This window comes from Brevibacterium siliguriense (assembly GCF_900105315.1).
Classification (GTDB): domain Bacteria; phylum Actinomycetota; class Actinomycetes; order Actinomycetales; family Brevibacteriaceae; genus Brevibacterium; species Brevibacterium siliguriense.
The window spans coordinates 1320723-1341887 of record NZ_LT629766.1 but is presented as its reverse complement, the minus strand read 5'-3'; the positions used below and the strand labels follow the sequence as shown (position 1 = coordinate 1341887).

Annotated in this window: 18 protein-coding genes; 7 read left to right on the top strand and 11 right to left on the bottom strand. The window is 64.4% G+C overall.

The features are described from left to right. Window positions 1–17: 17 nt before the first annotated feature. On the bottom strand, window positions 18–1205 hold the full coding sequence (locus BLU88_RS05830) for a hypothetical protein (RefSeq protein ID WP_092011139.1): 1188 nt from the start codon (window positions 1203–1205) through the stop codon (window positions 18–20). A gap of 165 nt (window positions 1206–1370) precedes the next feature. Here BLU88_RS05830 and BLU88_RS05825 point away from each other — a divergent pair, with 165 nt between their 5' ends. Together BLU88_RS05825 and BLU88_RS05820 are read left to right on the top strand one after the other, a co-directional pair. Then, window positions 1371–2432, top strand: a complete 1062-nt coding sequence (locus tag BLU88_RS05825) for a helix-turn-helix transcriptional regulator (protein ID WP_092011136.1) — start codon at window positions 1371–1373, stop codon at window positions 2430–2432. Between the two features lie 309 nt (window positions 2433–2741). Further along, window positions 2742–3218 (top strand): hypothetical protein, encoded by a 477-nt coding sequence (locus tag BLU88_RS05820; protein WP_092011133.1) that lies wholly within the window; start codon window positions 2742–2744, stop codon window positions 3216–3218. A gap of 53 nt (window positions 3219–3271) precedes the next feature. Here BLU88_RS05820 and BLU88_RS05815 read toward each other — a convergent pair whose 3' ends face one another. The 3 genes from BLU88_RS05815 to BLU88_RS05805 form a co-directional block, all read right to left on the bottom strand. Further along, the gene (locus BLU88_RS05815) at window positions 3272–5434 is read right to left on the bottom strand and encodes a BCCT family transporter (RefSeq protein WP_231939624.1); all 2163 of its coding nucleotides are present in this window, start codon (window positions 5432–5434) and stop codon (window positions 3272–3274) included. Between the two features lie 86 nt (window positions 5435–5520). Then, window positions 5521–5964 carry an NUDIX hydrolase gene (locus BLU88_RS05810; protein ID WP_092011130.1) on the bottom strand — a complete coding sequence of 148 codons (444 nt, stop codon included), beginning with the start codon at window positions 5962–5964 and terminating at the stop codon, window positions 5521–5523. Beyond that, the gene (locus BLU88_RS05805) at window positions 5961–6581 is read right to left on the bottom strand and encodes a DNA-3-methyladenine glycosylase I (RefSeq protein WP_092011127.1); all 621 of its coding nucleotides are present in this window, start codon (window positions 6579–6581) and stop codon (window positions 5961–5963) included. The genes BLU88_RS05810 and BLU88_RS05805 overlap by 4 nt, the downstream gene beginning before the upstream one ends. A gap of 115 nt (window positions 6582–6696) precedes the next feature. Here BLU88_RS05805 and BLU88_RS18365 point away from each other — a divergent pair, with 115 nt between their 5' ends. Both BLU88_RS18365 and BLU88_RS18360 read left to right on the top strand, forming a co-directional pair. Next, complete coding sequence (locus BLU88_RS18365; RefSeq protein WP_197678192.1) at window positions 6697–7257, top strand: hypothetical protein; 561 nt, start codon at window positions 6697–6699, stop codon at window positions 7255–7257. A gap of 2 nt (window positions 7258–7259) precedes the next feature. Further along, entirely contained in the window at window positions 7260–7580 is a 321-nt protein-coding gene (locus BLU88_RS18360) for an aspartate dehydrogenase domain-containing protein (protein ID WP_231939714.1), read from the top strand. A gap of 166 nt (window positions 7581–7746) precedes the next feature. Here BLU88_RS18360 and betT read toward each other — a convergent pair whose 3' ends face one another. The 4 genes from betT to aztD all read right to left on the bottom strand — a co-directional run bounded on the left by betT (window position 7747) and on the right by aztD (window position 14619). Next, window positions 7747–9828 carry a choline BCCT transporter BetT gene (gene betT / locus BLU88_RS05795; protein ID WP_092011123.1) on the bottom strand — a complete coding sequence of 694 codons (2082 nt, stop codon included), beginning with the start codon at window positions 9826–9828 and terminating at the stop codon, window positions 7747–7749. 312 nt (window positions 9829–10140) lie between these two features. Continuing rightward, complete coding sequence (locus tag BLU88_RS05790; RefSeq protein WP_092011120.1) at window positions 10141–11520, bottom strand: short-chain fatty acid transporter; 1380 nt, start codon at window positions 11518–11520, stop codon at window positions 10141–10143. A gap of 197 nt (window positions 11521–11717) precedes the next feature. After that, window positions 11718–13097: an NAD-dependent succinate-semialdehyde dehydrogenase gene (locus tag BLU88_RS05785; RefSeq protein ID WP_092011117.1), complete on the bottom strand. Its 1380-nt coding sequence runs from the start codon at window positions 13095–13097 to the stop codon at window positions 11718–11720. A 253-nt stretch (window positions 13098–13350) separates the two neighbouring features. Continuing rightward, a complete protein-coding gene (gene aztD / locus BLU88_RS05780) occupies window positions 13351–14619 on the bottom strand; it encodes a zinc metallochaperone AztD (protein ID WP_231939623.1) in 1269 nt (422 codons plus the stop codon). A 170-nt stretch (window positions 14620–14789) separates the two neighbouring features. Here aztD and BLU88_RS05775 point away from each other — a divergent pair, with 170 nt between their 5' ends. Further along, a complete protein-coding gene (locus BLU88_RS05775) occupies window positions 14790–15143 on the top strand; it encodes a nuclear transport factor 2 family protein (RefSeq protein WP_092011114.1) in 354 nt (117 codons plus the stop codon). A gap of 14 nt (window positions 15144–15157) precedes the next feature. Here the strand turns inward: BLU88_RS05775 and BLU88_RS05770 are convergent, their stop codons facing one another. Together BLU88_RS05770 and BLU88_RS05765 are read right to left on the bottom strand one after the other, a co-directional pair. Next, complete coding sequence (locus BLU88_RS05770) at window positions 15158–15985, bottom strand: DUF981 family protein (RefSeq protein WP_231939622.1); 828 nt, start codon at window positions 15983–15985, stop codon at window positions 15158–15160. Between the two features lie 136 nt (window positions 15986–16121). Then, a complete protein-coding gene (locus tag BLU88_RS05765; RefSeq protein WP_092011108.1) occupies window positions 16122–17042 on the bottom strand; it encodes a 3-hydroxyacyl-CoA dehydrogenase NAD-binding domain-containing protein in 921 nt (306 codons plus the stop codon). A gap of 164 nt (window positions 17043–17206) precedes the next feature. On the opposite strand from BLU88_RS05765, the gene BLU88_RS05760 reads away from it, so the two are divergent. Beyond that, window positions 17207–18070, top strand: a complete 864-nt coding sequence (locus BLU88_RS05760; RefSeq protein ID WP_092011105.1) for a hypothetical protein — start codon at window positions 17207–17209, stop codon at window positions 18068–18070. A 58-nt stretch (window positions 18071–18128) separates the two neighbouring features. After that, window positions 18129–19397 (top strand): chromate efflux transporter, encoded by a 1269-nt coding sequence (gene chrA / locus BLU88_RS05755; RefSeq protein WP_092011102.1) that lies wholly within the window; start codon window positions 18129–18131, stop codon window positions 19395–19397. An 18-nt stretch (window positions 19398–19415) separates the two neighbouring features. Here chrA and BLU88_RS05750 read toward each other — a convergent pair whose 3' ends face one another. After that, window positions 19416–21047, bottom strand: a complete 1632-nt coding sequence (locus BLU88_RS05750; protein ID WP_092011098.1) for a long-chain-fatty-acid--CoA ligase — start codon at window positions 21045–21047, stop codon at window positions 19416–19418. Window positions 21048–21165: the final 118 nt, after the last annotated feature.

The window sequence follows — 21165 nt, the reverse complement described above, 5'->3', positions numbered from 1 at the left end:
CTGCGACCGAACCGCAATCAGGCGGACAGTTCCTGCAGGCGCTTCTGCCAGAATACGATCTCCTCGGTCAGTCCCGCGGGGTCGAGACCGTCGGCATACTGGATGAGCTCTTCCTCCTGAGTCGGTGACATCACTCCTGCCGCGCGCAGCCGTTCGAACGGTGTGCGCGGCTCGTCGTAGATGCGTCGCTGCTCGCCGTGGCAGTCCCCTGCCCAGCCTGCGGGTTTGCGCGTGGGGGTGAAGTAGTTGAGCCGGTCGTCGACGGCACGCCAGAGTCCGTTGAGCGCCGACCGGGCCTCGTCGGTGTCATAGCGACGGATATTGCCGTACTCATGGACGAGATGCTGATGCCGCGATGCTTCCGGAAGCCGATCGCGGCGGAGGTCTTTGAGTACCGGATTGAAATGGATGTCCAGGCTGCGTGCCCACCGGTCGGTCGCCTCGTGGACGGTGTCATCGGGATTGCTCAGCTCGATGGCGTTGACCCAGAAGGGAATCCCCTGCACCTCATCGAGCGACCATTGCAGCACCTCCACCATGGTATCCGGAGCATTGTCGGCGAGACTGCGCGTGAAGACCCAGCCGGTGTGCAGGCATGAGGCGCTGATCGTGAACACGCAGTTCGAGGCTCGGGTCGGACCCGCATGAGCGATCGTGTCGACGAGAAAGAATCCGGGCTCGCACTCGTTCGGTCCCGAAGCGAAGTCGAGGAAGTCTTCGCTGGGACTGGTGAACCGTTTCGTCGATACTCGACGGTCGCGGAGGTCCTCGGCTCGCGCGGTGCGCAGATACCGGTCGATCGACGCCGGACTGACAGCGAGGAGCTCGGCACGGACATCGAGACTGTACCCCTCGCGATCGGGCACCAGGGCGCCGTGACGTTCAGCCGCATCGAGCAGCTTCGGCATCACCGCGGCCAAGTACTTGCCGCTCTGATACCCCGACCACTCCCAGATCCGAACGAGGAGCGCGCGTGATTCGGGCGAATATTTGCAGCACCGCGACGGCGCCTGTTCGGCGATCTCCTCGTCGTAGCCTGCATCGTCCTTGCCTCCGTGGAAGGCGGCCAAGCGGCGCCGTGCATGGTCACGCGACCATCCGGTGAGGATCATGACTTCGTCGAGGATCCACCCTTTGTCCTTCTTCCGCGACGACGAATACAACTCGAGATAGTCATCGACGTCGAATTCTGTTTCTGTTGTCACTGGGGAAGGAATACTCTGATTATCCTGCTGTTCGTGCATCAATTTCGTCAGTTCCTCCGAATTCGGGGAAGCCACTTCATTGTTTTCGCTCTGCCCCGGAACGATTTGCATAATGCTATTCTGAGTTCAGGCAGGAGGTCTTCCTAAACGACAGAAGACGCAGAGATGTCACAGACTGCAGCACGGCTGCTCGGGTTATTGTCACTGCTGATGGTTCCCCGAACCTGGTCGGGAACCGAATTGGCAGATCGTCTGGAAGTGAGTCCGCGGACCGTCCGGAACGATATCGGCACGTTGCGCGAAATCGGGTATTCGATCAACGGCACTCGCGGAACCGAAGGCGGCTACCGCCTCTCCGCCAACGGTGCGGGCATCCCGCCGCTCATGTTCGACGCCGATGAAGCGGTGGCGGTCGCCGTCGGCCTCCACTCGGGGCTGAGCTGCATCATCGGTGGAATGGAAGAGACCTCGGCACTGGCCCTGGCGAAGCTCGAGACCATTCTCCCCGCCGCAGTTCGGGCCCAGGTGCAGAGCCTTGCGCACTTCACAGTTCCGGTCGTCGGCAATCAGCCGATGCCGATCGTTGACCCCAACCTCATCGTCACCCTCATCGACCACTGTCGACGTCACGAACGTCTGCGCTTCTGCTACCTCGACGCTGGGGAATCCGCAACGCAAGAGGCCGCAAACAGCTCCTCGGCGCACGGAGTGCATCTGGAAGTCGAGGCCTACCGACTCGTCAACCGTCAGCATCGCTGGCAGCTGTTGGCCTTCGATCCCAGGGCCGAGGACTGGCGGATATTCAGCGCCGAACGCATTGTGCCGAAGACCCCGAGCGGTCGCAGCTTCACTCCGCGACCGCTCCCGGCTGAGGACATCGGCGACTTCGTCGAACGACATTCGACAGAGCCCAGATGGCGGCATTCGGCCCAAGTCGTCGTCGACGCCCCTGCGTCCACCGTGATACGAAGGCTCGCTTCCGCCGAGGGTACTGTCGAAGCACTCGAGGACGATCGCTGCCTCGTCACTGTCGGCGGCCAGAGCCTGACCACCATGGCCCTGGCACTGGCTCGATTGGACGCCGATTTCACCGTCATCGACAGCCCCGATCTCCGTGACTGCCTCCGCCGGCTCTCGCACCTGCTCGGTCGCGCGGCTGATGACCATGCTGCGCCGGCCCTCGAGGCGCCCCGAACGACGAATGCGGCTCCGCGAACAGACAAATAGGGATAAAGTCACAACCCGGCATAAATGCCTTTGTGCGAATATGTGAAATTTCGCGGGCATTCCATATGAGTCATGACCATTCCTTGTCTCTCGAGAACACCGGGCTGTAACTTTCCTGGATACGTTTCAGGTATCGGCCCACTTGATGGCGACTAATCCATTCGGGCCATTGTCGGTCACAATCCCTTAACTCCCCGATCGGAGAAATGCGATGCATCTGCCGTGCTTCGGCACAGCAACAAGTCCTCGTGCCGCCCACCTCGACACCGAGGGCAGGCCGCAGTGACAGCGACAGGCGACGAGCGGTCGATGACGACCGGGCAGCTCCGTAGCACCGAGGACCTCGCCGCACGCATCCGCCGCACGAACATCATCTATGCCCGCCTCTATGGGCCACTGGTGGTGCTGGTCATCACCGCCTCGTTCTTCCCCTACTACTCACCCGAGCCGGACAGCTCGGTCACGTACGGGAACCTGTGGCAGGAAGTCCTCATCATCGGACGGGGAGTCGGTGTCTTCGGACTCATCGCTCTGCTGTTCACCACCGGCCTGCTGTGCCTGGCGGCGGTGGGCCGCACGACAACCGCCGTCCTGATTGCGATCCTCACCGGCGCGATCGTCATCGCCTGCACCCTCCTGCAGGCGCCGGGCTATGTCAGCCCACCGGCGCTGACGATCTTCGGCATCATCGACATCTCACTCAGCTTCATCATCGCCGCGGTCACCTTGGTGCACTCCCTGCACCTGTTCGCCCTCGACCTCGGATTCCAACGCCGAATGGCCTGAGCCCCTCGAGAGCTCCTGCTTGGACGCGTGCCAGCAGACCGCTTCGTCCGCGCTCAGTCGGATCCCGGAGGGCGTTCTTCATCCGCGCCCTGTGCTTCGACCGGCTTCGCTGTTGCCGCATTCTGGTCCGTGGTACCAGCGACACCTCGGTGGTCCGTACGTGAGCGCCTTGTCAGACGAGTCGAGGTCGACTCATCACCCGACGCGATGTTCTCCGGCCTTGCGGGCCCTTTCGGCTGGATGGCACCCGGAGTCAATGTACGCAGCACATCGTCAGCGGTGAGGATCTCCACCGACTTCGTGTTCTCGACGTACCATTCGGTGAGTTCGGGGTCCTTGCTGTCGAGCCAGGCTCCCGCGCCTTCGTTCTCGGCCACCTTGCTCGACCCGAAGACGAAGTTGTCCCCGTGGTCGGCGATGCCCAAGCGCACTCCTTGGGCAATAGCCGCCTGCGCATACTTGCGCCTGAGCATATACGGGTCGTTGCGCAGGTCTTTGGCCCACGCGAACATCATGCCGATGACGACGAAAGCGAAGGGCAGGGCGGAGACGACCATGATCGACTGCAGACCCGACAGCGCATCGGCACCACCGGCCAGCAGCAGCGAGACCGCAGTGAGTCCGAGCAGGAGACCCCACACGATCGTCACCCAGGCCGTGGGCTCAGGCTTGCCCCGCTGGGACATCGACCCCATGACGATCGACGCCGAGTCCGCCGAGGTCACGAAGAACACGATGATCGAGATCATGGCGAGCACCGGAGTCACGGCCGCGAACGGCAGGTTGCCGAGCATAGTGAACAGCATGCCTTCAGCCGAACCGTCAGCGCCGACATTCTGGCCGTTCATGTCCATCCACATCGAGGTGCCACCGAAGATGCAGAACCACAGGAAGCACACAATGGAGGGAACGATGATGACGACCGTGACGAACTCACGCAGGGTGCGCCCGCGGGAGATCTTCGCAATGAACATGCCCACGAACGGCGACCACGAGACCCACCAGGCCCAGTAGTAGGTGGTCCAGGCAGACATGAAGTCCGCAGTCTCGGGGCCCTGGTTCCCGTTGCGCACGAGCATCGTGCCGAGTTCGCGGGCGAAGTCCGCTGCGGCTGCGGGGATGAAATTGAGCAGGAAGATCGTCGGTCCGACGATGAGCACGAAGAGTGCGAGAAGACCGGCGACGACCATGTTGGAGTTCGACAGGAGTCGGATGCCGCGTTTGACGCCGGAGACCGCCGAGATGATGAACAGCACGGTGAGGATGCACATGGTGGTCACGAGGAACCCATTGCCCACCGGTCCCCAACCGGAGACGACTTCGAAGCCCGTACCGATCTGCAGGGCGCCGATGCCCAGCGAGATCGCGGTGCCGAAGAGGGTGACGACGATGGCGAAGATGTCGATGATCGCGCCGATCGGACCGTCGGTCTTGTCGTGGAAGATCGGCCGGAAGACCGCCGAGATGAGTGGTGACCGGCCCTTGCGGTAGGCACTGTAGGCGATGGCGCCGCCGACGAGTGCGTAGAAGGCCCACGCGATCGGTCCCCAGTGCAGAAGGGTCTGCGCGAGTGCATCGTGGCTGGCGTCGACCGTTCCCGCCTTCGCGGTGAAGCCGTGGGGCGGGTCGAGGAAGTATGTCATCGGTTCGTACGGACCGTAGAAGAGCAGTCCGATGCCCATGCCTGCGGAGAAGAGCATGGCAATCCAGCTGACGGTGGAGAATTCGGGCTTCTCATCGTCGGCACCGAGCCGAACACCGCCGGTGCGGCCGTAGCCGAGGAGCATCATGAAGAAGAAGATCGCCAGGGCGAGCACACCGAACAGCCAGCCGAAGTTCGTCGTCACCCAGTTCAGCGAAACGTCTCCGACGGTGGAGATGTTGTCCGGGGCGATGATGGCCCAGATGATGACGGAGAGAATGAGCACTCCGGCGATGACGAACACCAGGGGGTTCGTCCCGAAACGCATCTTCGTCTGTTCGACTCCGACGCCGGGGATGAGCGCCGGGTGCACGGCGTCTTTGGCGATGGCCCGTTTGACCATGCGCTTGGCACTGGCGCGGCGAGCACCGGGCACACGCGCAGTTCCGCCGCCCGTCGAACCGGCATTGTCCGAAGCCCTGCCGCTGCCAGCAGAGGCGCCGCCACCGGATGCTGCGCCTCCTCCCGATTCGGCTGCAGGATTCTCCGGTTGATCACTCGAATTGCCACTCATCGACTTCTCCGTCCGTGCGTTTTCCATGAGAACTGCCTCATGACAGCGGTTTCGCACACGGCCCTTCGGCCGCGTCTTGTTGCCGGTCAGCTCGCAAGCTTCCCGGCAGCGTGCAGTGCGGGGATCACCTCGTTTCTGGTCAGTGGTGCGAACTGCCTTGTCTCGGTGTCGGCCGGCAGCGGGGAGATCGGGAACCAGCCGGCTTCGGCGATCTCGGCCAGATGTGCGACGTTGTCCGCATCGAGTGCCTCCGGCAGACCGTCGTAGCAGAACACGTCACCGATGACACGGTGATCGGCCTCATTGGCTGCCGCGGCGGCGAATGTGCCCAAGGCGTGCAACCGGTGCCGGTCCAGGTCGAGCCCGAGTTCCTCGGTGATCTCGCGCACGATGGTGTCCTCAGCGGTCTCTCCCGCTTCGGGTTTTCCGCCGGGCAGCATGAATGACGTGGTCCCGGCCTTGCGAACCATGAGCAGTTCGCGGCGCCGCGGGTGGAGGAGGACGAGCGCGGAGACGCGGATATCGTTCATTCCGACCACACTCCGGAGGTGCCTCGGCGGTGGGAATTGAGCAGATGCGTATCGACCATTCCGATGGCCTCCATCAGTGCATACATCGTGGTCGGTCCGACGAAGCGGAATCCTTTCTTCTTCAGTGCCTTGGACAGTGCCACGGATTCCGGTCCGGTCGTCGGGATCTCGGCGAGGGTGAGCGGTCGTGGTGTCTGCGCAGGCTGGAACGACCACAGGAACGCATCGAGCCCGCCGTCTTCACGCAGTTCGATGACCCGGTTGGCGTTGTTGATGCAGGCTTCGATCTTGCCGCGGTGGCGAATGATCCCCGGGTCGGCCAGCAGCTGTTCGATCTCGCCTTCACCGAATCCCGCGACGACGTCTGGGCTGAAATCGGCGAAGACCTCGCGGAATCGCTCCCGCTTCTTCAGGATCGTCAGCCAGGACAGTCCGGCCTGGAACCCTTCGAGGCTCATCCGCTCGAACAGACCCGCCTCGTCGTGGATGGGCAGGCCCCATTCGCTGTCGTAGTAGTCGAGCAGCATCGGATCGCCGTACGCCCACGGGGTGCGGGCCAGTCCGTCGTCACCGATGACGGCTCCGCCGGAGCCGCTGGGCTGTGATTCGTCGTCCATTCTGCAACCGTATCGCGTCTTGCTGACATTGCCGGCACGCTCCCTTCCTTGATCCCCGAGGTCATGGTCTCGCCGTTCTGAACCTCATGTCAGTGACCTCCGATAGGGTGCGGCCATGACCTCAGTGCTCCTCCTCGGATTCGGTGCCATCGGCCGTCACGTCGCCCAGCTGCTCTCTCCCGAGCTCGCCTCCGGGAGGCTCCGCCTGACCGCCTTGGTCTCGGACCGGGCCAAGCATGATGCCCGCCCGAATCACGGCGCCAAGGTGGTCGACCTCCCCCGACTCATCGAGCTCGCTGGTCTTCCCGACCCCTACGCCTCACCCTCGCCGAGGATGTTCGACCGTTTCGACATCATCGTCGAATGTGCCGGTGTCCCTGCTGCCGCCGAGCTCGGACCTGCCGCCATCGCCGCAGGCAGACCGCTCGTTCTCACGAGCGTCGGCGCCCTCGCCGACCCTGATACTCGCACGGCTCTGCTTACCGGACCCGGCCGACTGCATGTGACCAATGGGGCTATCGGCGGACTCGACGTGCTCGAGGCGGCGGCTCAGGCTGGTGGCCTCGACAGTGTCGAAATCACCACGTCGAAGGAGGCGAGCGGGCTTATCCGACCGTGGATGTCCGAAACCGAAGCCGAGCGTCTGCGGGGCCTCTGCCCGAGGACGGTTCTTTGACGGTGTTCGCGGGCAACCCCGCCGAGGCGATCCAGAAGTTTCCGGCCAACGTCAATATCGCCGTCGCTCTCGCTTGGGCGACTCGTGGACTGTCCACCGCCATGTCCGATGCCAACTTGCTCGGTGCCGCATTGGAGCGAGTGCGGGTCGTGCTCCAGGCGGCAGCCGGTCAGGCCCAGTCAGCCCATCGGATCCGAGCGGCCGGTTCGGCCGGAGAATTCGCATTCGACATCCGCTCGACGCCGAGCCCGGAGAACCCCGCCACCAGCGGACTCACCGCTCTGTCCGTCACCCGCACCCTGCGCCACGTGATTGCGGGGTGATCGCCTGACCGTCCTCGGCTCACCGCAGATCGTCCGGCCGCCTCGGTGAGGGAGAAACTGGCCGCCGCGGCGAGGGAGTCGTGCCGCGACGGTGCGAGAAACGACCACGCCCGGGATCTCCGACCAACAGGCCAGTGATCCCGGGCGTCGCTCTCACCCGTCAGCGTCAGTCATCCCGGTGGATGATGTTCTCCTGCAGCTGGAGGAATTCGACGTGGCGTTCGTACTGGTCGAGCACATCATCGATGATCTGCTCCTTCGAGAAGCCCATGATGTCGTAGCCCTGACCGGTGCCGCCATCGAGGTAGACCTCCATCCGGTAGTAGTCCTCGCCTGTTCCGCGCGGAACCATTCCGCCGAACGACGGCACACTGACCTTGTGCGGCCAGACCTGATAGCGGAACGGGTATTCCCCATCTCCGTCGACCTCGAACTGGAAGAGTTCGCCGTCGTCGACGAACACACCTTCGGAATCGACGCGGCCGCAGCGCGACGAGATTCCGCGGTCTTCCATCTCTTCGGCCACCTCGTTGAGGGTGGGGATGAGGACCTTCTGCTCGAATTCCTGGGCACGCGCCTGATTCGGGAAGGACAGCACTCGGCCGAGCTGGCGCTGCCAGGTCTCGTGGCCAGGGCCCCGGGAACGACGGGCCAACGAGCCGGGCAGGGTCGTATCGACGCTGTCGACGCGGTTGGCCTCGACCCGCAGCGCCTTGTACAGACCGATCATGACGAGGATGACGACGAAGGCGAAGGGCAGGCCCATGATCACCGTCGCGTTCTGCAGGGCGCCGATACCCCCGACGAGCAGCATCGCCACCGTCAGGGCACCGGTCGACAGTGCCCAGAAGATGCGCAGTCCGGCGCGCCCGTCCTCGGACGGATTGCGCAGGTTCGACGACAGGTTGGCCATGACCAGGGCCGCGGAGTCCGCGGTGGTGACGTAGAACAGCAGCGCCGTGAGCGTGGCCAGACCCGCGATGAAGGCGAACGCCGGGTAGCGGGAGAGCAGGTCGTAGAATCCGCCCTCGGGGCTGGCCATGACCGCTTCGCCGAACTTCGCATCACCGCTGCGGATGATGTCAAGCGCCGAATTTCCGTAGATCGAGATCCACATGAAGATGTAGATGAACGGAATCGTCAGGGTCCCCAGCACGAACTGGCGGATGGTGCGTCCGCGGGAGATGCGGGCGAGGAAGAGCCCGACGAACGAGGCGAAGGCGATCCACCAGGCCCAGAAGAACAGGGTCCAATCGGTCATCCATGTTCCGGTGTCTTCGAAGGCGAAGGTCTGTCCGGCCATGTTCGGGAACAGACGGACGAAATCCGTGACGTTGAGGACGAGGGCGTTGAGCAGGAACTTCGTGTTTCCGGCCACGAGCACCCAGAGGCTCAGCGCAATGGCGAGGACGACATTGAGGATGGACAGGAACTTGATTCCCTTGTCCACACCCGAGACCGCAGAGAGCGTGGCGACGCCGACTCCGACGACGACGATGCCGACCTGTGTGGCGGTGCCGATCGGGATCCCGAAGACCGTATTGAGGCCGACGTTGACCATGACGACGCCGATGCCCAACGAAGTGGCCACACCGAAGATCGTCCCCAGCAGGGCAGCGAAGTCGACCGTCTCGCCCACAGCACCATGGACGCGTTTGCCGAAGATCGGGGCCAGCGCAGAGCGGATCGCCAACGGCATGTTCATCCGGTAGGCGAAGTAGGCCAGGGCCATTCCCATGAGGGCGTAGAGGCCCCAACCGCTCAGACCGTAGTGGAAGAGCGCCCACACAGTGGATTCGCGGGCCGCGGCCACCGTCTCGGGCTCGGTGCTCGGCGGGGTGAGGTACATCGTGACCGGTTCGGCCACGGCGAAGAACATGAGATCAGTGCTGATGCCGGCGGCAAAGAGCATCGACGCCCAGGCGATGAGGCCGAATTCGGGTTTCGAATGTTCGGGGCCAAGCTTCGTGTTTCCGTAGCGGGAGGCCGCCAGGTAGATGACGAAGACGAGGACGGCGAGGACGAGGAGGACGTAGAACCACCCGAACCAATCGGAGGTCCAGCCGACGACGGAGCCGAGGACCGCCTCGGCGTTGGTCGGTGAGACGAGGGCCCATACGGTGATGGCGAGCGCCACCAAGGCCGCCGCAACGAACACCCGCTTATTCACGGGAGGCAGCGACGGCTTCACCTTGCCCTTCGCGTTCCCCTTCGGTTCACCCGGCGGGGTGTCGACTGATGCTGACATGGTTGTGCTCCTTATCCGGACGCTGTTGCGTCGTGGCATCGGACCCGGTCGAACAGCGTGCTCAACCGAGCATGATCAACGGCTGTTGCTGAATGGAATTCCGTCATCGCCGAATCCCCGGATCCCCGGGGACGGCCAACATCGGAGGTTACCACATAGATACTTCCGGTCACTTACCCTGTTGTGCCACGCGAATCTGCAGATCAGCGACCCACCCTCGCCGAGGCGGGACTTCCCGACCGTCGTCACGTCGGATCCGCCGCCTCGTTTCGTCCATGAGCATCGTCGAGTCTCATGGACAGACACCGAGCCTCAGAAGGAGACGAAGAGCAGCGCGGCCGCCATCACCACCCCGGAGCCGAGGAATGTGATGACGGTGTAACCGAGGATGTCGCGCATCTTCAGCCCGGCTATCGCCAGCACCGGCAGCGCCCAGAAGGGCTGGAGCATGTTCGTCCACTGGTCGCCGTAGGACACGGCCATGATCGCGATCGACGGATCCACGCCGAGCTGGTTGGCCGCATCGAGCATGATCGGCCCCTGCACGGCGAACTGCCCGCCGCCGGAGGGAACGAAGAAGTTCACGAGTCCTGCCGAGATGAGCGCGAGAACCCCGAACGAGGTCGGGTTCGCGATCGAAACGATGGCGTCGGAGAACACGGCGATGAGACCGGTCGACGACATGATGCCGAGGATTCCTGCGTAGAGCGGGAACTGCAGGAGGATCTCGCCGACGTTCGACGCCGCCTCCTTCGTCAGGTGGATGAGCTCGAAGGGGTTGCGCACGAGCAGCAGGATGAGCGCGAGGAACGACCAGTTGACGATGTCGAGGGTCAGTCCCCCGCCTTGGGCGAAGTGGATGATGAGGTAGGCGACGAGAGCGAGGCCGACGATGAGAGTGAGAATGCGCGAGGCGTCGATGCGGTCGGCCGGGGTGACGACCTCTTCGTCGACCTGCGACTGTTTCTCCGAGCTCACCGAAGCAGGAAGTTCGTAGACGGGGGCGTCGGCCTTCGGAGCGACGAGGAAGAAGAGGAGCCCGCAGACGATGATGACGCCGGCGATGGCCAGCAGGTTCCAACCAGCGAAGATGGTCTCCGACACGGGAACCGTCTTCCCGCCGAGGGATTCGGAGAGGAAGGAGTCCGGAGTGGCCGCGGTCAGCGGGCCCGATCCCGAATAGCCCATATGCCAGACGACGAACCCCGAGTAACCGGCGGCGACGAGCAGCGGGAAGTGGACTTTGATTCCGCGGTCACGGGACTGGACGGCGACCTCACGAGCGAGCAGCGCGCCGACGACGAGGCCGAGTCCCCAGGTGACGAGGCTGGCGAGTGCGGCGACGAGGAAGACGAAGACATAGGCGAAGGTGGCGTTGCCCGGAACGCGGGCGAGCCAGGCGAGCAGTTTCCGCACGGGGCCGGTGTTGGCGAGGATGTGGCCGAGCAGGAGGATCAGACACATCTGCGTCATGAACTCGAGCAGTCCTGCCAGTCCCTCGCCCCAGCCGGTGATGACGTCGACCGGGCCGGCGCCGGTGAAGATGAACGCGAGGACCGCGACGATGAGGGTGAGGACGATGGCGAAGGTCAGCGCCGAGGGAATCCACTGTTCGAGGAATCGATTGACCGGCCGCATGATCCCTTTTGAAGCTGCGGCGTTGACCTGGGTTGACGGCTTCGGTGCCGACATGGGGAGACCTCCCGCTGAGAAATATGAGAATTAGCTGTGCGTGGTCTCAGCATACAATCAGGGCGCTGCCTCCCGGTAGGAGACAGCGCCCTGACGGCGATCACAACCCGGTCACGACGGGAACCCGAGACTTCGGGCACCGAATTCTAGGAACCTGAACTCTCGGGCCCTGAGCCCTCGGTTCCTGAGCGAAATGATCAGTCCTGTTTGTACACGAGCTGCTTGTTGACGAATTCGTCCATCGCCAGAGGGCCGAGCTCGCGGCCGACGCCGGAGCGCTTGACTCCGCCGAAGGGCAGGTATTCGCGGCTGCCCTCAGGTGCATTGAGGAAGACCATTCCGGAGTCGATCTGGTCTCCGACGCGTTCGGCCCGTGCGATGTCGGTGGAGAACACGGCGGCACCCAGACCGAAGGGGGTGTCGTTGGCGAGTTCGATGGCCTCCTCTTCGCTGCTGACCTTGTAGACGATGACGGCGGGCCCGAAGAGCTCTTCGTAGTATCCGCGCATGCCCTTATGCACATCGGTCAGGACGACGGGTTCGACGTATGCTCCGCCGCCGTCGTACTTCTTACCGCCGGCAAGCAGGGTCGCGCCTCCGCTGACGGTGTCCTGAACCTGCTCGACGAAGCGATCGGCGGCGGCCACGGACGACAGCGGGGACAGTCGGGAGCCTGCCTCGCCGGGAACGGCGGGGGTGTTCTTCTTGGCCGCCTCGGTGATGGAGGAGACGAAGTCGTCGTAGATGTCGTCCATGACGATCATCCGCTTGGGCGAGTTGCAGGCCTGGCCGGTGTTGCCCATGCGGGTGTTGAAGAAGGTCTTCGCCGACTTCTGAACGTCGTCGGTGTCGAGCAGGATGTAGGGGTCGGATCCGCCGAGCTCGAGCACGACCTTCTTGAGGTTCTTGCCGGCTTCGGCCGCGACGGCAGCACCGGCACGCTCGGACCCGGTCAGGGACACACCGTGGTTTCGCGGGTCGGGCAGGATGATGTCGGCGACCTGCTCGTTGCTGGCGTAGATGTTGATGTAGGCGCCTGCGGGCAGACCCGCCTCGATGAAGATCTCTTCCATAATCTGCGCCGAGCGGGGGCACTGCGGGGCGTGCTTGAGCAGGATGGTGTTGCCCAGGGCCAGGTTCGGGGCAGCGAAGCGGGCGACCTGGTAATAAGGGAAGTTCCAGGGCATGATGCCCAGCAGCGAGCCGACGGGCTTGCGGCGGATCATGGCGGTGGCGTCCTTGGGGCCGCGCAGGGGTTCGTCGGCCATGAAGGCTTCAGCGTTGTCGGCGAAGTATTTGTAGATCATCGAGCTCAGCTGGACCTCGCCCTTGCCTTCCGGCACGGACTTGCCCATTTCGAGCCTGATGACCTCGGCGAGTTCTTCGGCGCGTTCGGCATAGATCTCGGACACGCGGGTCAGCAGTGCGGCGCGTTCGGCAACCGTGGTCCGGCTCCACTCGTCGAAGGTCGTCGCCGAACGGTCGATGGCGGCGAGGATCTCGGCATCGGTGGCAGTGGGGAATTCTTCGGCGACCTGGCCGGTCGCCGGGTCGGTCACGCGATACGTGGTGGTCATGGCTGTCCTCTTTCACTTCGACGGGGTTGCGCGATCACCGGTGGTGTGACCGCAGGTCCATCCCCCACGCTATGGCCGAAACCCGGCGGCGGCAACGGCGATCTCACCTCCTGGGCGGATTCCCAGCCGTCACCGAGGCGGCCGGCCCGACCGGCGGTGCTCTCAAGGGCACCGCCGGTGGGGTTCAGTTCGGTATCGCGTCGGTGTCGACCCGGGTTCAGTCCGCGCAGCCGCCCGGGCCTGCAGCGACTCTTCAACCCGTGACGCCGGTGAGTTCGTTCGGTGCGTGCGGCAGCGTCTCCTCGGCCATCACCTCGCCGGATTCGAGGTCGACGATGCGGATCGTCTTCTCCCTCGGATCGCTGACGTAGGCGACTTCGTCCTGGACGAAGAGCGTCGGGCGGGCCTTCTGCCATTCGACGGGCTCTTCCCATTCGTCGATGACCGGGTATTCCGCCGTCACCGAGGCGGTGGCGGGGTCGATGATCTTCAGCTTCCCGTCCGTGGTCAGGACGACGCCCTCCCCGTCGGGACCGCGGCCCAGGGAGCGGAAGCTGTAGGAGGCGCCGAGTTCGACGAGCGAGAGTTCATTGGTCTTCGTATCGGTGACGCTCACTCGTTCGGGACGTTCGAGCTCGGCGTCTGCGTCGACCTTGTAATCGCCGAGGATGTACTGCGATTCGTCGCTTCCGGACTGGTTGCCGATGCGGCCGAAGGAGTCGGGGGCGTCGATCTTCTCGAATCTCCCATCCTTGAACAGCAGTATTCCGTCCTCGCATCCGAGCGCGATGACGTCGTCCTTCGCGGCGGCTTCGCCGTGGACTCCCGGGCAGTCGTCGCTGTGGGCGATCTCCTTGCCCGAGCCGTCGACGACCTTCGCTCCCGATCGTTCGTCTTCGGTGCCGACCGTATGCAGCATCGATCCATCGGCGAGTTTCACGGCGACTCCGTGGTGGGGTTCGTCAGCCTCGGCGACCTTGGGCTTGGGGTCGTCTTCAGAGAAGTCTTCGGTGTCGAAGGTCTGGATCTTGCCGTCGCCGTCGCCGAAGAGCACGGTGGACTCGCCGTGGTTGACGACGTGTCCCGGCAGTTCTGTATCGAAGACGGTGTCGGTGAGCCGTGGGTCCGCGGCGTAGCTATGGGTGTGGTCGCCGTGCGGCTGGGTCCAGACTCCGGCGTCGAAGAGCCTGAACCCTTCGGCGACGGAGACCATGAGGTGTCGGCCGTCGCCTACGGGGTTGAGGCGGTTGAAGCCTTCGAGCTTCGTATCGTCGATGACCTCCAGAGTCGTCGCGTCGAGGGTGAGGATCCCGCCGTCGTAGGTGGTCACGATCCGCGGCTGGGCGCTGGCGAGCTCCTGGGCGTGCCCCTTGTCTTCCTTGCCTTCTGCTGCGCCGGCGGTCTTCTCGTCCTTGCCGACCGCATCAAAGTCGGTGGCGTCGTCGCCGGCCTGGCAGCCGGTGAGCAGCAGCGCCGAGGCGACCACGGCCGAACCGAGCATCGTGTGGTGTAGTTTCATCATTCGCACTCTCTAGTAGTGAGACTCGCTATCATTAGCAGGTCGATATTAACCCGATACATGACAGATATGCGAAATGAGCTCGCCGCCGACAACGAAAGAAGGCTCGGCACACCGGTGTGGGGCCGATAGCCGGCCCCGACTATGGCATGAGTCACTGTTACGGTAGTCCTATGGCCAGTGTGACTGAACTCGTGAAGCGCTACTACACCACCGTCGATGCCGGGGATGCGGGTGCCACCTCGGCGCTGTTCGCCGCCGACGCCAGCTATGATCGCCCCGGCTATCCGACGATGGTCGGCCAGCAGATCACAGACTTCTACCACGGTGAACGCGTCATCGAATCCGGTGCGCATTCGCTGCAGGAGATCATCGTCGACGGCGACCGCGCGTCCAGTCGCGGCGTCTTCAGCGGTCGCCTCAAGGACGGTTCGGAGACCTCGGTGGGATTCGCGGACTTCTTCCTCTTCGACACCGAGGGTCTCATCGCCGAACGCACCACATACTTCTACCAAGCAGCGGTCTGAGCCTCACAGGCTGGTCACATCGTGTTGACGATCAGCCCGATGTGCGTATAGAAGTTCATCGCACCGAAGAGGACGAACACGATTCCGGCGATCGTCCAGACCACGCCGGTCACAGAGATCGCAGCTCCACCGACCGGTGCGTCGACCGGGGTGCGGAGCACCGTGCGCACCGCGAAGGGGAACAGCACCGCTCCGAGTCCGACCAGCGCGAAGAGCAGCGACATGAATGTGGCCTCGATGACCGGGTAGTCGGCGAAGGCACCCGAGATCGGCTCCTGCGGTGGTGCGGCGAAGAGCTGGTAGACCGTTCCTGCGAGCGCGATGGCGAACAGCGCCAGACCAAGCGCTGCGATGAAGATCGACAGCGGCTTCACTGTGTTCGCCGCCAGACCCAGCGGGTCGGCATCGGCTTTGAGGTCGGCCCCGCGCTTCCACAGATACCAAGCGGCAGCGAGCATGAGCACGCCGAACGCGAGGCTCGTCTCTCCGAAGATGACGTTGTCGAAGGCGAAACCGCCGGCAGCCAACGGCCAGGTCAGGGTCATGTGCAGACCGGTCAGGGTGAGGATGAGTCCCAGCACGCCGAAGATCAGTGCCCACCCGTCGGTGCTGAACACGTGTCTGCCGCCGCGCCATTTCGATCCCGTGCTGTCAGCGGTTCCGGCCGCTGCGCCGGCACGACGCAGTTCCCGGTAGAACAGGACGACGGCGAGGAGTCCGGCTCCGACCGCCACTGACATGATCGTGTTGTAGGTGGGCATCGTGGCCCAATCGATCATTCCCGACGATTCGACGCCGGTGAAGAATCCGCCCATGGTGATTTCCTCCTGAGGTGATCGCATCGCAGCATCCGGGACAGATCGCCTCGGAGCGCAAATGCACTTGTCTTACCGATAACGCCGGGAACCACCTCGAAGATTCCATAATCGTGCTGGTGAGAATGTCTGTACCGTCACCAAGACGGGCCGGCCCTACCTCTCAGCGGCCTTGCCCCCGGGCGTCGAGCACCGCCTTCTGGATCCGGTCGCGGACGGCGGCGGCCCTTGGGGTCGGAGTCGGGCCGTAGGCTTCTTCGACCTGTTCGAAGACATCCTCCATGGCTGCGGGATCGACGTCGACGGGCAGATCCTCGATGGCAGCGAAGGCCGGGCCGATATGGTCCATGAAACCGCGGATCCCTGCCTCTCCCCCGCCGAAGTGCATTCCTTCGAACTGGCCGATGGCCGACCAGCGCAGTCCCAGCGAATTCTTCATCACCGCATCGAGGTCCGCGACCGTGACCACCCCGTTCTGCACGAGCGAGATCGCTTCCTTCATCAATGCGTTCTGCAGCCGGTTGCCGACGAATCCGCGGATCTCACGCCCCAGCACCACCGGCTCGCGCCTGCAGCTGCGATAGAACTCGACCGTGGCGTCCACGGTCTCCTGGGAAGTCTGCGGTGAGGGCACGACCTCGACGAGCGGCATGAGGTGCGGCGGATTGAACGGGTGGCCGACGATGACACGGGATGCCGCGGACTCCGGCAGCGCTGCCGCGATCGTCGACGCCGGAATCGTCGACGACGACGTTGCGAACACGGCCTCGGCCGGAGCCGCCTCGGCGATCTGGGAGAACAGCGCGGGCTTCGATTCGGGATCCTCGGGACCGGATTCCTGCACGAAGACGACCCCGGCCACAGCGGCTTCAACCGTCTCGGCGATGTCGATGGTGCCGACCTGCGACGCCAGCTCATTCCGGGCGGAGGCATCGGCGGTGACCTCCGCCTGCAGCTCGGCGACCACCTCGGCGAGGTCGGGACGAGGGTCGAAGACCCGCACCGTGTACCCGCTGCCGGCGAAGAGATAGGCGAACGACCGACCGATGGTTCCGGCACCGATGACGGCGACTGTTGAGCTCATGCGTCCAGGTTATACCCGTCCCACCTGCTCCGACGGCGGAGTTCACTGGGGCGTGCGAGTGCGTTCGCCCAAGCGTGCGGCCGCACACGCTCGACCGCGCGTCGTAGTCGAATCGTTGCCGCACGCGTCCCGCCGAGGCCGGCATCGGGTGGCACAATGTCACCATGAGCGCGAACCCAGAACTGAGAACAGTGGACTCGGAGATCCTCGCACTGGCGGAGGACGAATACGCCGCCGCGGCAGAGACCGCGGGCATCGAAGTGCGCGAGGTCCACACCGCCGACGAGGCGGCCAGGGCCTCCATGCTGCTCGACGAAGTCTGGAATGTCGACGAGACCGGCACCAACGTGTTCGAACCCAGCCTCATCATCGCCTTCGCCCACGCCGGAAACTATGTCTCGGCCGCCTACAGCATCGACGAACCCGACGAGATGATCGGTGTGACCATCGGCTTCTTCGGTCAGCCGCTGGGCACTCTCATGCATTCGCATATCGCCGGCGTCCGCCATCAGATCATCGGCCGCGGCGCCGGATCCGCAATGAAGCTGCACCAGCGCCTGTGGTGCCTCAACCTCGGCATCACCGAGATGACGTGGACCTTCGACCCCCTCATCGCCCGCAATGCGTACTTCAACTTCCAGCGCCTGGGAGTCGGCATGGTCGAATACCTCGAGGACTTCTACGGGCAGATGCGCGACGGAGTGAACTCCGGCCAGGCCAGCGACCGGATGATGGTCTCATGGCCGCTCGACCGTCCGGCCCGAGCCTCGGTCGTCGATCCCGGATCGGCCTTCCCCTGCCTGCGTGCCGATGACGGCGGGGAACCGCTGCTGAGCGAGGTGCCGAAGGAGACCGAATACGTGTCCCTGGATTTCCCTTCCGATATCGAGGATCTGCGCGGCCAGGATGCCGAGCTCGCCAGCCGGTGGCGACTGGCGCTGCGCACCGCGCTGACCGGCCTCGTCGGCGACGGCTGGGTAGTCGACACCTGCCTCAAGGGCGGCACGTACCTCCTCCACCACCCCTGAGGTCCCGTTCACGTGGTCAGTTCACCTCTGTGTTACCTGGTCCGTGTTCACTGATGCGATGACCACTGCACCTGCCCGCACCGCCGAGGTGGCCGGATCGTTCCTGCGCCTGGGCCTGACGTCGTTCGGCGGCCCCGTCGCCCACCTCGGCTATTTCCGCGAGACCTTCGTCGGCCGCCGCTCCTGGTTGGACGACCGAGAATTTGCCGACCTCGTGGCGCTGTGCCAGATGCTGCCCGGCCCTGCATCGAGCCAGGTCGGCATGGGACTCGGACTGCGCCGTGCGGGCCTGCCCGGGCTCGCCGCCGCGTGGGTGAGCTTCACCCTGCCGTCGGCGATTCTGCTCACTCTCTTCGCGCTCGGGCTCTCGGCCTTCGGCGACCTCGGCGACGCCGGATGGCTTCTCGGGCTCAAGGCCGCCGCGGTGGCCGTCGTCGCCGGAGCCGTGCAGTCGATGGCGAAAACGCTGACTCCCGATGCCGAGCGGGCGAGCATCGCCGCGGCCGCCCTCATCCTCATGCTCGTCATCCCGGATTCGGTCGTGCCGACGGCACTCGTCCAGATCGCCGCGATCGTCCTCGGCGGAGTGCTCGGTCTGGTCTGGCTGAAACGCCCGTACAAGGGTGCAGATGATCGGGAAACCCCAGCCGAGGCGGCCGCCCCCGAGACCGCAGCCATCGGGTCTCACGCTCCCGAGACCCGCGTCGGCTCACGCGGTGCCAGGCGGTTGGGCATCGCTGCCCTCATCGCCTTCGCCGCACTGCTCTTCGGACTGCCCGCGCTCTCCGCGGCGACCGGGGACGCGACCGTTCGCCTCATCGACATCTTCTATCGGGCCGGAGCTCTGGTCTTCGGCGGCGGTCATGTCGTCCTGCCGCTGCTCGAAGCCGAACTCGTGCCTACGGGACTCGTCGACCACGACACGTTCCTCGCCGGCTATGGTGCCGCTCAGGCCGTCCCCGGTCCGCTGTTCACCTTCGCGGCGTTCCTCGGAGCGTCGATGACGACGGGACCTGCCGGCATCCTCGGTGCCGGCATCGCTCTGCTGGCGATCTTCCTGCCGGCCGGTCTGCTGGTGATCGGGATCCTGCCGTTCTGGGAACGGCTGCGCGCCTGGGAACCGGCGACGGCGGCACTGACCGGAGTCAATGCCGCCGTCGTGGGTCTGCTGGGTGCCGCGCTCTACGACCCCGTCTTCGTCGAAGGGATCACCTCGCCTGCGACCCTGGCGCTGGCCGTCGCCGCCTTCGTCGCCTCGACCATGTGGAAGGTCCCGGCGTGGGCGACGGTGATCAGCGCCGGGGTGATCGGCTGGCTGCTGCTGTGAGCCCGAGGGCCCACCCGATCAGGACTCTTCCCAGTTCTTGCGCAGCAGCTTCTTGTCGAGTTTGCCCACCGAGGTGCGCGGCATCTCCTCGACGACCCTGACTTCGTCGGGCATCTGCCACTTCGCGAAACGAGTACTCAGGGTCTCGACGATCGAGTCCCTGGTCACCTCGGCGCCGGGGGTGGCGACGACATAGGCGATGGGCCGCTCATCCCACTTCTCATCGGGGACGCCGATGACGGCGGCCTCGCTGACGTCGGGGTTGTCGAGGATCGCGTTCTCCATGTCGATCGATGAGATCCACTCGCCTCCGGATTTGATGACGTCTTTGAGGCGGTCGGTGATCTTGAGATAGCCGTACTCGTCGATGGTGCCGACGTCACCCGAACGCCACCAGCCGTCGAGGAAGCGATCGGCGTTGTCAGGCAGCTGATAGTAGGACTCGGTGATCCACGGGCCGCGCATGAGCAGCTCGCCCATGGACTTGCCGTCACGCGGAAGCTCATTGCCTTCGGGATCGATGGTCTTCATCTCGACACCGATGATCGGCAGCCCCTGCGAACGCTTGAGATCCCACTTCTCCTCCTCGTCGAGGTCGAGACCGGGACGGATCTTCCAGTTCGTCGACGCCAGCGGAGTGGTTTCGGTGGCACCGTAGCCATGGATGACGTCGGCGCCGGTGAGTTCCTTGAACCCGCGCATCATCGACAGCGGCGGTTCAGAGGATCCGGACACCAACCGGACACCGGAGAGATCCGGAGCCTGCGGCATCTTCTTCATCATCTGCAGCATCGGCCCGAAGATCGCAGGGGCACCATTGGCCAGGGTCACCTTCTCCTCGACGAAGGCCTGAGCGATGGCACCGAACTCCTCGGCGGCGAACTTGCCCGGCAGGACGAGTTTGGCACCGGCGGCCACAGCGTTCTGCGGGAAGCCCCAGGACAGGACGTGGAACATCGGCGTGATGGGCATGATGCAGTCGTCGAAGCTCGCCTGCAGCGCGGCCAGACCGCCCATGGTGTGCAGGTAGATCGAGCGGTGCGAGTAGTACACGCCCTTGGGACGGCCGGTGGTGCCGGTGGTGTATCCGGCGTAGGCCGCGGTCTTCTCGTCGACGACGGGCCAGTCAAAGGTCTCGGGCTTGTCGGCGATGAGGTCTTCATAGGAGACGACATTGTCCAGGCCCGTCTCGATCTCGGTGATCGGCTTGTCGGTCATGACGACCCAGCCCTTGACATCGAGCTTCGGAGCCAGCGACTCGGCGACCGGCAGCAGCGATTCGTCGACGAAGATCCAGTCGGACTTCGAGTGGCTGACGACGTAGGCAAGGTCTTCGGGGGCCAGACGCAGGTTGAGCTGAAGCATGGTGGCGGCAACGCCGGGAACCGCGAAGTAGAGTTCGAGGTGGCGCCGGGAGTTCCAATCGAGGACTCCGACCATGGAGCCGGCACCGACGCCGAGGTCGGCAAGACCATGCGCGAGCTGTGCCATGCGCCTGTACTCGTCGGCGTAGTTCGATCGGCCCCACGACCCGTCAGAGCGGCGGTAGACGACTTCGGCATCACCGAAGACTGTGGCTGCGTGGCGGATGAGGGTGGTGGTGTTGAGCTGGTAGCTGTCGCCCAGGGTGGACGGAATTCCAGTCAGCATGAGACTCCTTCGTTCGTGCGCCGGCCCCGCCTCGACGCTGTGGCCGCGGTGGGGAAAGTGTCGTGATCGCCTGTTTCGTGGTGGGCGATCGTCACCATCACATCAGTACCGTCAGGGA

Bases quoted from the DNA above. Each gene is read 5' to 3' on its own strand.
- BLU88_RS05820 (WP_092011133.1), top strand. From the start codon at position 2,742: ATGACGACCGGGCAGCTCCGTAGCACCGAGGACCTCGCCGCACGCATC.
- BLU88_RS05765 (WP_092011108.1), bottom strand. From the start codon at position 17,042: ATGAGCTCAACAGTCGCCGTCATCGGTGCCGGAACCATCGGTCGGTCG.
- BLU88_RS05775 (WP_092011114.1), top strand. From the start codon at position 14,790: ATGGCCAGTGTGACTGAACTCGTGAAGCGCTACTACACCACCGTCGAT.
- BLU88_RS05825 (WP_092011136.1), top strand. From the start codon at position 1,371: ATGTCACAGACTGCAGCACGGCTGCTCGGGTTATTGTCACTGCTGATG.
- betT (WP_092011123.1), bottom strand. From the start codon at position 9,828: ATGTCAGCATCAGTCGACACCCCGCCGGGTGAACCGAAGGGGAACGCG.
- BLU88_RS05760 (WP_092011105.1), top strand. From the start codon at position 17,207: ATGAGCGCGAACCCAGAACTGAGAACAGTGGACTCGGAGATCCTCGCA.
- aztD (WP_231939623.1), bottom strand. From the start codon at position 14,619: ATGATGAAACTACACCACACGATGCTCGGTTCGGCCGTGGTCGCCTCG.
- BLU88_RS05810 (WP_092011130.1), bottom strand. From the start codon at position 5,964: ATGAACGATATCCGCGTCTCCGCGCTCGTCCTCCTCCACCCGCGGCGC.
- BLU88_RS05805 (WP_092011127.1), bottom strand. From the start codon at position 6,581: ATGGACGACGAATCACAGCCCAGCGGCTCCGGCGGAGCCGTCATCGGT.
- BLU88_RS05785 (WP_092011117.1), bottom strand. From the start codon at position 13,097: ATGACCACCACGTATCGCGTGACCGACCCGGCGACCGGCCAGGTCGCC.
- BLU88_RS18365 (WP_197678192.1), top strand. From the start codon at position 6,697: ATGACCTCAGTGCTCCTCCTCGGATTCGGTGCCATCGGCCGTCACGTC.
- BLU88_RS05815 (WP_231939624.1), bottom strand. From the start codon at position 5,434: ATGAGTGGCAATTCGAGTGATCAACCGGAGAATCCTGCAGCCGAATCG.
- BLU88_RS05770 (WP_231939622.1), bottom strand. From the start codon at position 15,985: ATGCGATCACCTCAGGAGGAAATCACCATGGGCGGATTCTTCACCGGC.
- chrA (WP_092011102.1), top strand. From the start codon at position 18,129: ATGACCACTGCACCTGCCCGCACCGCCGAGGTGGCCGGATCGTTCCTG.
- BLU88_RS05750 (WP_092011098.1), bottom strand. From the start codon at position 21,047: ATGCTGACTGGAATTCCGTCCACCCTGGGCGACAGCTACCAGCTCAAC.
- BLU88_RS05790 (WP_092011120.1), bottom strand. From the start codon at position 11,520: ATGTCGGCACCGAAGCCGTCAACCCAGGTCAACGCCGCAGCTTCAAAA.